General features: G+C 72.2%; 12 protein-coding genes. 5 read left to right on the forward strand and 7 right to left on the reverse strand.

The window, feature by feature from the left end:
• Positions 1 to 160 precede the first annotated feature (160 nt).
• Together ACF08M_RS09960 and ACF08M_RS09965 are read left to right on the forward strand one after the other, a co-directional pair.
• A complete protein-coding gene (locus ACF08M_RS09960; protein ID WP_392184714.1) occupies positions 161 to 412 on the forward strand; it encodes a DUF6400 family protein in 252 nt (83 codons plus the stop codon).
• Positions 396 to 641 (forward strand): hypothetical protein, encoded by a 246-nt coding sequence (locus ACF08M_RS09965; protein WP_392184715.1) that lies wholly within the window; start codon positions 396 to 398, stop codon positions 639 to 641. The genes ACF08M_RS09960 and ACF08M_RS09965 overlap by 17 nt, the downstream gene beginning before the upstream one ends.
• Positions 642 to 746: 105 nt before the next feature.
• On the opposite strand, the gene ACF08M_RS09970 is transcribed toward ACF08M_RS09965, so the two are convergent.
• From ACF08M_RS09970 to ACF08M_RS09980, 3 genes are all read right to left on the reverse strand, one after another.
• The gene (locus tag ACF08M_RS09970; protein WP_392184716.1) at positions 747 to 1,796 is read right to left on the reverse strand and encodes a Zn-dependent alcohol dehydrogenase; all 1,050 of its coding nucleotides are present in this window, start codon (positions 1,794 to 1,796) and stop codon (positions 747 to 749) included.
• On the reverse strand, positions 1,793 to 2,947 hold the full coding sequence (locus ACF08M_RS09975; protein WP_392184717.1) for an acyl-CoA dehydrogenase family protein: 1,155 nt from the start codon (positions 2,945 to 2,947) through the stop codon (positions 1,793 to 1,795). Before ACF08M_RS09975 ends, ACF08M_RS09970 begins: the two co-directional genes overlap by 4 nt.
• A 110-nt stretch (positions 2,948 to 3,057) precedes the next feature.
• Positions 3,058 to 3,972 carry an SDR family oxidoreductase gene (locus ACF08M_RS09980; protein WP_392184718.1) on the reverse strand — a complete coding sequence of 305 codons (915 nt, stop codon included), beginning with the start codon at positions 3,970 to 3,972 and terminating at the stop codon, positions 3,058 to 3,060.
• Between the two features lie 83 nt (positions 3,973 to 4,055).
• On the opposite strand from ACF08M_RS09980, the gene ACF08M_RS09985 reads away from it, so the two are divergent.
• Positions 4,056 to 4,982 carry a cyclase family protein gene (locus tag ACF08M_RS09985; protein ID WP_392184719.1) on the forward strand — a complete coding sequence of 309 codons (927 nt, stop codon included), beginning with the start codon at positions 4,056 to 4,058 and terminating at the stop codon, positions 4,980 to 4,982.
• Between the two features lie 63 nt (positions 4,983 to 5,045).
• Here the strand turns inward: ACF08M_RS09985 and ACF08M_RS09990 are convergent, their stop codons facing one another.
• The 4 genes from ACF08M_RS09990 to ACF08M_RS10005 form a co-directional block, all read right to left on the reverse strand.
• Complete coding sequence (locus ACF08M_RS09990; RefSeq protein WP_392184720.1) at positions 5,046 to 5,582, reverse strand: ATP-binding protein; 537 nt, start codon at positions 5,580 to 5,582, stop codon at positions 5,046 to 5,048.
• Positions 5,583 to 6,099: 517 nt separating this feature from the next.
• Positions 6,100 to 7,074, reverse strand: a complete 975-nt coding sequence (locus ACF08M_RS09995) for an acyl-CoA dehydrogenase family protein (protein WP_392184721.1) — start codon at positions 7,072 to 7,074, stop codon at positions 6,100 to 6,102.
• Positions 7,075 to 7,081: 7 nt separating this feature from the next.
• Entirely contained in the window at positions 7,082 to 8,236 is a 1,155-nt protein-coding gene (locus tag ACF08M_RS10000) for an acyl-CoA dehydrogenase (protein ID WP_392184722.1), read from the reverse strand.
• 7 nt (positions 8,237 to 8,243) lie between these two features.
• Positions 8,244 to 9,437 (reverse strand): amidohydrolase family protein, encoded by a 1,194-nt coding sequence (locus ACF08M_RS10005; protein ID WP_392184723.1) that lies wholly within the window; start codon positions 9,435 to 9,437, stop codon positions 8,244 to 8,246.
• Positions 9,438 to 9,587: 150 nt separating this feature from the next.
• Here ACF08M_RS10005 and ACF08M_RS10010 point away from each other — a divergent pair, with 150 nt between their 5' ends.
• Both ACF08M_RS10010 and ACF08M_RS10015 read left to right on the forward strand, forming a co-directional pair.
• Entirely contained in the window at positions 9,588 to 11,132 is a 1,545-nt protein-coding gene (locus tag ACF08M_RS10010; protein WP_392184724.1) for a class I adenylate-forming enzyme family protein, read from the forward strand.
• Between the two features lie 146 nt (positions 11,133 to 11,278).
• The gene (locus ACF08M_RS10015) at positions 11,279 to 11,857 is read left to right on the forward strand and encodes a GNAT family N-acetyltransferase (RefSeq protein WP_392184725.1); all 579 of its coding nucleotides are present in this window, start codon (positions 11,279 to 11,281) and stop codon (positions 11,855 to 11,857) included.
• Positions 11,858 to 11,905 lie beyond the last annotated feature (48 nt).

Below are 11,905 nucleotides of genomic sequence, written 5' to 3' on the forward strand. Positions count from 1 at the left end.
CCCGGCGTCGGCAACCCCCCGCCCCCGCCGACCGATCCGGGGCCTCCTCCCCCGGAGGCCGGGGGAGGAGGCCCCGCAGAGCGACTTAGCTCACCCTTCCCTGCCACCGCCTCCGCCTGATAGGCAGGTGGAGTTCCACCGGCACTTCGGAAGTTTCACCATGAACAAGGGAAATCCAGACAGCCTCATACCCTTCACCATCGATCTGACGTTCGAGGAAGCTCGGCGCCGGGTCGAGGTCGTGACCGCACTCGGGCCCGACTGGGACCCGGTCGCCGCCCTCCAGGGCGAGGACGAGGCGTACGCGCTCCTCTACTCGGGCCTGGACGCCGAACAGCAGCGCACCTACGACCAGCTCGTGGCGGCCGGCGTCCTTCCGGGAAGGGGACCGGGTCGTGCGACTGCCCATTGATCCGCAGGCGGACGCGGCCCGCCGCGCCTGGATGCCCTGCCCCGTCTGTGACGACGCCCGCCATTGCGAGAACTGCGCCGACCTCCGTACCTGCCGTGAGCACTGGCGCTATCTGATAGCCAACAACGGACCGGTCGTTCACCTCCAGTGCCCGCGGTGCACCCACCTGTGGTCCGTGAACACGCGGCCCGACGTCAGCCCGCGCGACAGCAGCGCCTTCGGCGACTGACGGTCCGGGAGGACGCCGGGCCCACAAGACCTTCGCAGGGACCGGATCACCAGCGGCCCGGAGCATCAGCGGCCCGGAACGCCCACGGCCCGGAACATCAGCGGCCTAGAACACCAGCACCCCCCGCGCCACCCGGCCGTGGTGCGCGTCGTCCGCCGCCTTGGCGAAGTCCTCCACCGGGTAGGTCTCGGTGACGAGTTCGTCCAGCAGCAGCCTGCCCTCCCGGTACAGCTCCGCGTAGAGCGCGATGTCCCGCTGCGGGCGCGAGGAGCCGTACCGGCAGCCCAGGATCGACTTGTCCAGGAACATCGACGAGACGAGAAACGACGCCTCGGCCGTCGCCGCGGGGACGCCCAGCAGGACCGCCTGACCGTGCCGGTCCAGCAGGTCGATCGCGGTACGGATCAGTTCCGTACGGCCCACGCACTCGAAGACGTGGTCGGCGCCGCTCGGCAGGATCTCCCGCACGGCCTGTGCCGACGTCAGGAAGTGCGTGGCGCCGAACTGCCGCGCCATCGCCTCCTTCGCCGGATTGGCGTCGACGGCGACGATCGTCAGGGCACCCGCGATCCGGGCACCCTGGATGACGTTGAGCCCGATGCCGCCGGTGCCGATCACCACGACGGAGTCGCCCCGGTCGACCTTCGCCCGGTTGAGTACGGCTCCGACTCCCGTCACCACCCCGCAGCCGATCAGGGCCGCCGAGGTGAGCGGCAGGTCCGCGGGGATCTTCACCGCCTGCACGGCCTTGACCAGGGTCCGTTCGGCGAAGGCCGAGTTCGACGCGAACTGGTACAGCGGCTCGCCCCGCCGCGAGAACGGCTGCCGCGGCATCCCGATCGCCTTGCGGCACATCGTCGGACGCCCCCGGTCGCACTGCGCGCACGCCCCGCAGCTGGCCAGCGTCGACAGCGACACGTGGTCGCCGGGCACCACATGGCCGACGCCCGCGCCGACCGCCTCCACCACGCCCGCGCCCTCGTGCCCGAGCACCACCGGCGACGGGAACGGAATCGTCCCGTCGATCACCGACAGGTCGCTGTGGCACAGCCCGGCCGCGGCCACCGCCACCAGCACCTCGCCGGGGCCCGGATCGCGTATCTCCAGATCGTCGACGATCTCGGTCCGCCGGCCGTCGAAGACGACGCCTCTCATCTCGGCTCCCTCGGTAGGCCGAGCACCCGCTCGGCGATGATGTTCCGCTGGATCTCGTCCGAGCCGCCGTAGATGGTGTCGGACCGGGTGAACAGGAACAGCCGCTGCGCCTCGTCGAGTTCGTACGGCGACCGCGCCGACCAGTCGTCCGGGCCGACGGCGCCCGCCGCGCCCCGGATCTCCACGGCCAGCTCGCCGAGGCGCTTGTGCCAGCCGCCCCAGAGCAGCTTCGCCACGCTGGGCGCGCCGGGGTCGTCCGTGCGGCCCAGGGTGCGCAGGGCGTTCCAGCGCATGGTCAGCAGCTCCGCCCACTGCCGCACGAGGCGTGCGCGCAGTACCGGGTCGGTGACGGCGCCGCCGTCGACGGCGGCGCGGACCACCCGGTCGAGCTCGGCGGCGAAGCCGATCTGCTGGACGAGCGTGGAGACGCCGCGCTCCAGGGCCAGCAGCCCCATGGCGACCGCCCAGCCGTTGCCCTCGCCGCCGACGCACTCCTCGGCGTGCGCCCCGTCGAAGAAGACCTCGTTGAACTCGCTGGTCCCCGACATCTGGCGGATCGGCCGCACCTCGATCCGGCCCGGCTGGTCCATCGGCACGAGCAGGAAGGACAGGCCGCGGTGGCGGCTGGAGCCGGGCTCCGTACGGGCCAGCACGAAGCACCAGTCGGCGTCCTTCGCCAGCGACGTCCAGATCTTCTGCCCGGTCACGCGGTGGCCGCCGCGGTCCGTGTCGGGTACGGCGGCCGTCCGCACCGCGGCGAGGTCCGACCCGGCGCCCGGCTCGCTGTATCCCTGGCACCACAGTTCCTCGCCGCGTGCGACAGCGGGCAGGAAACGACGCCGCTGCGCGTCGGTGCCGTGGGCGATCAGGGTCGGGGCCAGGAGGTTCTCGCCGATGTGGCCGACCCGGGCGGGGGCGCCGGCGCGGGCGTACTCCTCGGCCCAGACGACCTGCTGGGTGAGGCTTGCGCGGCGGTTGCCGTGGCCGGCGCCGTGGTCGCCCCAGCCGAGGCCGATCCAGCCGCCACGGCCCAGCTCCCGCTCCCAGGCACGGCCGCCCTCGGCGGCGCAGGGCTGCCCGAGGCGGGCCGCCAGCCAGGACCGGGCCTCCTGGCGGAAGGCGTCGTCCGCCGCGTCGAACGCGAAGTCCACGTCCACTCCTTGGGGTCGGGCGGAGATTCCCGCCCTTCGAGGGGCCCCGTGGCCTTGAGGCCGTCGGGGAGATGGCGGAGCGGGGTCCGGGGCGGTGCCCCGGTGGGAGGTCACGCGTTGGGCCTCGCCTTCGCCGCCGCGGCGGCGGCCATCTCCTCCAGCCGCGCCAGCATCGGCATCGGGTCCGTGCCCACCGTCCCCGGCAGGAAGTCCGCGATCCGCTCCGGGGTCCAGGCCCCCTCCGCGTACCCGGCCCGCAGCTCCCTCGGCTGGGCCCAGACCGCGATCTTCGGGCCGGCGATCGTGTACACCTGGCCGGTGATCTTTTCCTTGCGGGCCCGCTCGCTGAGCAGGTAGACGACGAGCGCCGCCACGTCCTCCGGCTCGCCGATCTCCTTGAGTTCCATGGGCACATTGGCGGACATCCGGGTGCGGGCGACAGGGGCGACGGCGTTCGCCGTGACGCCGTACTTGTGCAGGCCGAGCGCCGCGCTCCGTACCAGCGAGATGATCCCGCCCTTCGCGGCGCTGTAGTTCGCCTGGGCGACGCTGCCCTGATGGTTGCCGCTGGTGAAGCCGATCAGCGTGCCGCCGTCCTCCTGCTTCCGCATCACCGCCGACGCGGCCCTAAAGACCGTGAAGGTGCCCTTGAGATGGGTGGCGACCACCGGGTCCCACTCCTCCTCGGACATGTTGAAGAGCATCCGTTCCCGCAGGATCCCGGCCACGCACACGACCCCGTCGATCCGGCCGTACCGTGCGAGCGCCGTGTCCACGATCCGCTGCCCGCCCGCCATCGTGGAGATGTCGTCGGCCACGGCCACCGCCGTACCGCCCGCCGCCTCGATCTCCTTGACGACGGACTCGGCCACCTCGCTGCTCGGCTCACCGCCCCCGATGGACACGCCGTAGTCGTTCACGACGACTCTCGCCCCCTCGGCGGCCGCCGCGAGCGCGACCGCCCTCCCGATGCCGCGTCCGGCACCCGTCACGGCCACCACTTTGCCTGCCAAGAAGTTCCCCATGCCCGGCCCCTTCCCGCGGTTTCTGACGGACCGTTAGATTCTATGGGCCATCAGGTCCACGAGCACAAGCCCCGGGAGGCTCCATGTCACTGCCGGCCGAGTTCCACGACATCGCCGAGCGGGTGAACAACTGGGGCCGCTGGGGCGCCGACGACGAGATCGGCACACTCAACCTGATCACCGACGCGGTCGTACGGGAGGCGGCCGCCACCGTCCGCACCGGGCTGCGCGTGCCGCTCGCACTGCCCCTCCAGCAGGACGGCGTGCAGAGCGGGCTGATCCCCGGACGGATCAATCCGCTGCACACCATGGTCCAGATCAACCAGGAGCTCTTCGGCCCCGGCACCGTCGCCACCAGCGACGACACGGCGGTCCTGAGCCTCCAGACGGCCACCCACTGGGACGCCCTCACACACGCCTCGCACTCGGGGAAGATCTACAACGGCCGTCCGGCCGACACGATCACCGCCCACGGCGGAGCGCGGTTCAGCGGGATCGACAAGGCGCCGCACATCGTCTCGCGGGGGGTACTGCTCGATGTGGCCCGCGCCCACGGCGTGGACCGGCTGCCCGGCGACCACGCCGTCACCCCCGAGGACCTGGACGCGGCCGAGGAACTGGCGGGGGTCCGGGTCCGGGCCGGCGACATCGTGCTCGTACGGACGGGGCAGGTGCAGGTCCTCCTGGCGGGCGACAAGCACGCGTACGCCTATCCGTCACCCGGCCTCTCGGTCCGGACGCCCGAGTGGTTCCGTGCGCGCGATGTGGCGGCGGTCGCCAATGACACCCTGACCTTCGAGGTCTTCCCGCCCGAGATCGAGGATCTCTGGCTGGGGGTGCACGCACTGGACCTGGTCGAGATGGGCATGCTGCAGGGCCAGAACTGGAACCTGGAGACGTTGTCCACAGCCTGTGCGGAAGAGGGGCGCCACAGCTTCCTGCTCTCCGCGATGCCCGAGCCGTTCGTCGGCGCCACCGGCACCCCGGTCGCCCCCGTCGCCATCCTCTGAAGGCGCTCGGGCCGGTGCCGGAGCACGGTCCGGGCCGACTGCTTTAACCTTTATGCACGTGTTCTACGCACGATGTCTCAGGGCGCGCGGTGTCCTGTGCGGCTCACGGCCCGTGTCGCCCGCACCCGGTGCGTCGCGGACACCCTGGGGGCCGCGAACACCCTGCGTGACCGGGTGCACCGGCACGACCTGGAACAGCGGGGCGTCCCGGTCGACCTCGCACCAGATGCGCTTTCCCGCACCCTCCGGCTGCCAGCCCCAGCGGTCGGCGAGCCCGTCGACGAGCTCCAGGCCCCGGCCGCCGGTGTCCTCACCCGCCGCATGGCGCTGCTGCGGCGGGCGGCAGCTGGCGTCGGCCACCTCGACCCGTACGGTCCCGGCCGCCCCGGTCGAGCCGAACAACATGCGCAGGACGGCCGGACAACCGGTGTGGACCACCGCATTGGTGACCAGCTCCGAGATCAGCAGGATGAGCGTCTCGGCCAGCGGCTCGTCATCCCGTATCCCGGACCCGATCAGTCTCGACCGCGCCCATCTGCGGGCCCGCCCGACCTCCGCGGGATCCGGCCCGACCTCCAGCTGAACCTGAAGCACCTGCACCGCTCACACCATCCGAACCGGCGGACACATCGCCTCGCGCCTCCTCAGGGTCACGGAACGTGATTCCCTTACGAGCCAGCATGGTTGACGTACAGTCACCGCAACAAGCGCTTCGGGCATATTCCAGCGCGAAGGAGTACGCGTGGTGCATACTGTGCGACGCGCGCTGCGGGGAGTCGAACAAAGGCGCACCGGGACCGCGGGAGTTACCTCCCGGGCAGGCCCGGCGCTTCTGCGTGGAACGCGAGCAGGGCACCTCGTCCGGACCGGAGTCGCCGCATGGGCAACACCCGGATCACCCGGTTCCAGAACCTCTCGCATCCCACGGAGCGTACCCGAGCCCGGCACCGACTCCGTCACGTGACGAATCACACAAAGGACACAAGCCGGCATCGGAGTCGGCCGACTGCTCTGCGTAACTCCGCCGTGTGGGGCCTGGTCGCCCGCCCGTCACCTGCGCACCCCCCTCGCCCGCCCGCGGCCGGGCGGACGAAGCCTGCACGGAACCCGTCCGGAATCAGCACAGATCGGCCGCAAGGGTTTCCTCCGCCGTCGCCGCCGCCAGCCACTGCCCGGAGCGCAGCCAGGCCCGCTTGAGGTGCAGATGGACGTCTGCTTCCCAGGTGAAGCCCATGCCGCCGTGCACCTGGAGGCAGTCGCGCGCGTTGCGGACCGCCGCGTCGTCGGCGAGCAGTTTGGCGCCCGCGATCTCGGCCGGGTCCGCGGTGACGGCCGCCGCGTAGACGGCGCTGCGGGCCAGTTCGGTGCGGACCAGCATCCCGGCGCACAGATGTTTGACCGCCTGGAAGGACCCGATCGGCGAACCGAACTGTTCCCGCGCACAGGCGTGTTGGACGGCCATGTCCGTCGTACGGGCGGCGCTGCCGAGCTGTTCGGCGGCGGCGAGCAGGGCCCCCTCCTCGCGCGGCCGCGCCCCGTCGGGCAGCCGCTCGGCGGGCCCGGCGGGGACCGTGACCCGCCACAGGGGGGTGAACGGGTCGAGCGACCGTACGGGCTCGGCGGCCTCCCGGATCCGTACGGCATCCCGCAGCATCCCGCCGGCCGGGCCCCCTGCGTCCGCCGCCCCGGACCCCGCGTCCCCCGGTCCGAGCACGAGCAGTCCGTCGGCGTCGCCCAGGTGACCCACCGGCTTCCCGGCGTCCAGCACGGCGATCACCGCCCGGCCCTCCGCCGCCCCCTTCACCGCACCGGCGGCGAGGTGGGTGGCGATCAGCGGTCCCGGCAGCAGCGACCGCCCCACCTCCTCGAAGAGGAGGACCGACTCGGGCAGGCCGAGCCCGGCACCGCCCTTCGCCTCCGGCAGCCGCAGCGCGAAGAGCCCGGCCTCGCCGAGCTCCCGCCACAGGGCCCGGTCGATGCCCGTACCGCCGTCGAGATTCGCCCGCATCCGGTCCCTGCCGAAGCGTCCGGCGAGGAGTTCGCGCATCCCCGCCTTCAGGGCCCGCTGGTCGTCCGAGAGCTGGAAGTCCATGGCTGCGTCAGCGCCCCTTCGGCAGGCCGAGGATCCGCTCGGCGACGATGTTCCGCTGGATCTGCGAGGTGCCCGCGGCGATGGTGTACGAGAGCGAGGAGAGCCGGTCCAGGACCCACTCCCGGTCCAGATCACCGCTGTCCGCGCCGAGCACCTCGGCGGCCGCCTCGTACAGCTCCTGGCGGGCCTGCGAGTAGCGCAGCTTGAAGACCGAGCCGCCGGTGCCCGGGACGCCCCCGGTGTGCTGTGCCTCGCTGACGTTCCACTGGGTGAGCCGCCACAGCGCCCGGAACTCGGCGTTGAGCCTGCCCAGCCGGCGGCGCAGGACCGGGTCGTCCCAGCGGCCGTTCGTCCGCGCCTCGGCGGCCAGGGCGGACAGCGTGCGGCGGCAGGCGACGACCTCGCCGACGAACGCCGTACCGCGCTCGAAGGAGAGGGTGACCATGGTGACCCGCCAGCCGTCGTTCTCCGCGCCGACGCGGTGGGAGACCGGCACCCGCACCTCGTCGAGGAACATCTCGGCGAACTCGGTGGACCCGGCGAGGGTGCGCAGCGGGCGGACGGTGACGCCGGGGGCGTCCATCTCCATCGCGAGCCAGCTGATGCCGCGGTGCCTGGGCGCCGCCGGGTCGGTGCGGACCAGGAGTTCGCACCAGTCGGCGACCTCCGCGTGCGAGGTCCAGATCTTCTGCCCGCTCACCACGTAGTGGTCGCCGTCGCGCACCGCCCGGGTCCGCAGCGAGGCCAGGTCCGATCCGGCGTCGGGCTCGCTGAACCCCTGGCACCAGACCTCGTCGCCGCGCAGCACCGGCGGCAGCCAGCGTGCCCGCTGTCCGGCCGTGCCCTCGGCCGCGATCGTCGGCCCGGCGTGCAGCAGCCCGACGAAGTTCGCGCCGACGTACGGGGCGCCGGCCCGCTCCGTCTCCTCCAGGAAGATCAGATGCTGGGTCGGGGTGGCGCCCCGCCCGCCCGCGTCGGCGGGCCAGTGCAGGCCCGCGTACCCCGCGTCGTACAGCATCCGCTGCCAGGCGGTGTCGTACGCGCGCCGCCCCGGCCAGTCGTCGGGGCGGGGTTTCGCGGGCAGTGCGGGGAGCGCGGCGGCCAGCCACTCGCGCAGCCGTGCCCGGAACGCTTCTTCTTCCTCCGTGTACGCGAGGTCCACCGGACTCCTACTTGTCGAGGTCGAGGCCGAGCATCCGGATCGCGTTTCCGCGCATCAGTTTGTAGACGGTCTCGTCGTCCAGTCCCTTGACATGGTCGAGCGCGACCTCTTTGGTGTGCGGGAAGGTCGAGTCGACGTGCGGGTAGTCGGTCTCGAAGGTGGCGTTGTCCCGTCCGACGACGTCGAGCGAGGCGACCCCGTGCTTGTCGCGGAAGAAGCAGCAGAAGATCTGCCGGTAGTAGTACGTGGACGGCGGCTCGGGGATCAGGTCGCGCACCCCGCCCCAGGCCCGGTGCTCCTCCCACACGTCGTCGGCGCGTTCCAGGGCGTACGGGATCCAGCCCATCTGGCCCTCGCTGTAGGCGAGCTTCAGCCGGGGGTACTTGACCAGGACACCGCTGAACAGGAAGTCCATCATCGAGGCCATGGCGTTGTTGAACGAGAGGCTGGCCTGTACGGCGGGCGGGGCGTCCGGCGAGGCCGCGGGCATCTGCGAGCTGGACCCGATGTGCATGTTGACGACCGTGCCGGTCTCCTGGCAGGCCGCGAAGAACGGGTCCCAGTAGCCGGTGTGGATCGACGGCAGGCCGAGGTGGGTGGGGATCTCGGAGAAGGTCACCGCGCGCACCCCGCGTGCCGCGTTCCGCTCGATCTCCGCCACCGCCAGGCCGATGTCCCAGAGCGGGATGATGCAGAGCGGGATGAGCCGGCCGCCGCTGTCGCCGCACCACTCCTCCACCATCCAGTCGTTGTAGGCACGGACACAGGCCATCGCTACTTCCTTGTCCCGCGCCTCGGCGAAGGTCTGCCCGCAGAAGCGCGGGAAGGTGGGGAAGCAGAGGCTCGCCTCGACATGGTTGAGGTCCATGTCCTTGAGGCGCTCGGCCGGGTTCCAGCAGCCGGGCCGCATCTCGGCCCGGGTGATTCCCTCCAGCGTCATGTCGTCGCGGTCGAAGCCGACGGCGGCGATGTTCCGCTTGTACGGGAACTTCAGGTCCTCGTAGATCCACCAGTCGGTGGGCGGCCCGTCGGGGTCCATCGTGATGACGTACTTGCCCCCCGTGTACGCCAGCTCCCCGATGCCCGCGGTGAGCGGCTGCGGGCCGCGTTCGCGGTACTTGGCAGGCAGCCAGGTCGAGAAGAGGTGCGGCGGCTCGATCACATGGTCGTCGACGCTGACGATCCGAGGCAGTTCCGTCATGGTGTCCCCTTCGGCGCGCACTGCATGTATCTGATGGTTCGTCAGATTCAGTTTCGCACCCAGGCTAGCCCCGCACCCCTGGACCGACAAGGCGCGGCGCCCTACGCTCTCCGCACTATCTGACTATCCGTCAGCTGTGAGGGGTTCGCCGTGAACGAGACCGCACACGCGCTGAGCGCATCGGGCACCTTCTGGGAGCTCGTCGAGGGCCGGGCCGCCCTGACGCCGGACCGTCCGTTCCTGATCCAGGACGACCGCACGCTGACCTTCGGCGAACTGCGCGTCCGGGGCGAGCGGGTGGCGGCCGGGCTGTGGGAGATGGGCGTGCGTCCGAGCGGCGTCGTCGCCTGGCAGCTGCCGACCCGGATCGAGACGGTGCTGCTGTCGTTCGCGCTGACCCGGATCGGGGCCGTGCAGTCGCCCGTCATCCCGTTCTACCGGGACCGCGAGGCGGGGTTCGCGCTGCGCGGGTCGAAGGCCGGCTTCTTCGCCGTGCCGGGCACCTGGCGCGGCTTCGACCACACGGCGATGGCACACCGGCTGGCGGCGGCCGAGGAGCATCCGCCGCTGGTCTTCGAGGCGTACGGGTCGCTGCCGGACGGCGATCCGTCCGTGCTGCCGCCGCCGCCCGCCGACGGGACGGCGGTGCGCTGGATCTACTGGACCTCGGGCACCACCTCCGACCCGAAGGGGGTCCTCCACACCGACCGCAGCCTGATCGCGGGCGGCTCCTGCCTGGCCCACGCGCTGCGGCTGTCGGCGCACGACATCGGTTCGGTGGCCTTCCCGTTCGCCCATGTCGGCGGGCCGGACTACGCGGTGATGCTGCTGCTGTACGGGTTCCCCGCGGTCCTGTTCGAGCACTTCGCCCTGCCGGACGCGCTGGCGGACTACCGGCGTCACGGGGTGACGGTCGCGGGCGGTTCCACGGCGTTCTACTCGATGTTCCTGACCGAGCAGCGCCGGAACCCCGGCCGGAGGCTGATCCCCACCCTGCGGCTGCTGGCAGGCGGCGGGGCGCCCAAGCCGCCGGAGATCTACCACGCGGTGGTCCGGGAGATGGGCGTCCAGCTCACCCACGGGTACGGCATGACCGAGGTCCCCATGATCACCATGGGCGCCCCCGACGACACGGTGGAACACCTCGCCGGGACGGAGGGGCGCCCGCCCGCGGGGATGGAGATACGGATCACCGACGAGGACGGCGAGCCACTGCCCCACGGCACCGACGGCGAGGTGCGGCTGCGCGGCGAGGCCGTCTGCGAGGGCTATCTGGACCCGGTGGCGTCGGCGGCGGCCTTCGACGCGGACGGGTTCCTGATCACCGGCGATGTCGGCCGTGTCGAGGCGAGCGGACACCTGGTGCTCACCGGGCGGCTGAAGGACATCATCATCCGCAAGGGCGAGAACATCTCCGCCAAGGAGATAGAGGACCTCCTGCACGGGCACCCGGGAGTCGGCGACGCGGCGGTGATCGGGCTCCCGGACCCGGAGCGCGGCGAGCTCGTCTGCGCGGTCGTGGAGCAGCCGGCGGGCGCCGCGCCGCTGACGCTGCCGGAGGTCACGGGGTATCTGCGGGCCGAGGGACTCTCCGTGCACAAGCTGCCGGAGCGGCTGGAGGTGGTGGCGGCGCTCCCCCGCAACGAGGCACTGCGGAAGGTGCTGAAGTACCGGTTGCGGGAGCGGTTCTCCTGACCGGGGGCCGGGGGGCCGGGGGCCGGGGGCGTCCGGGCGGCCGGGGGCCGGGAGCGGCCGGGCGGCCGGGAGCCGGGCGTCCGGGAGCGGCCGGGCGGCCGGGAGCCGGGCGTCCGGGAGCCGGGCATCCGGGAGCCGTGGGGCGCGTGACGCAGCCCCTCGCCGGACTGGCAGAATCCGCCGTCATGACCGACACGGTGCACCGCCCGCTCCTCCGTTTCCGGCGCGCCGGGGAGAGCGACGTGGACGAGCTGGTACGTCTGCGGGACGAAGCCGCGCGCTGGCAGGCCGACCGGGGCATCGACCAGTGGCTGCCGGGCGAGCTCGGGCGGTCGCACTTCCTGGCCCGCCTCGACCACTGCGAGACGTGGCTGGCCACCTCGGGCGCGGATGCGCGGACCGTCGGCGCCTGGGAGGTGTGGTGGGAGGATCCGGCGGCCTGGGGTGCGCAACCGCCGGTCGCCGGTTACGTCCACCGGCTGGTGACCGACCGGACGGCCGCACCGGCCGGCGCCGGACGCCTCCTGCTGGCCGAGGCCGAACGGCGGATCGTTTCCTCCGGCCGGGACCTCTGCCGCCTGGACTGCCTGGCGGACAACCCGCGCCTGCGCGAGTACTACGAGGACGCGGGCTACACGGTCACGGGGACGCGCCCCGCCAAGGACGGCGACGGCGGCCGGACGTACGGCGTCACCCTGCTGGAGAAGCGCCTGCGCACGGCGTGAACCGAGGTCGCAGCGGGCCGTCGTAGCGAATTCGGTGAGCAGACGGGC

This window comes from Streptomyces sp. NPDC015032 (assembly GCF_043080425.1).
Taxonomy (GTDB): Bacteria; Actinomycetota; Actinomycetes; order Streptomycetales; family Streptomycetaceae; genus Streptomyces.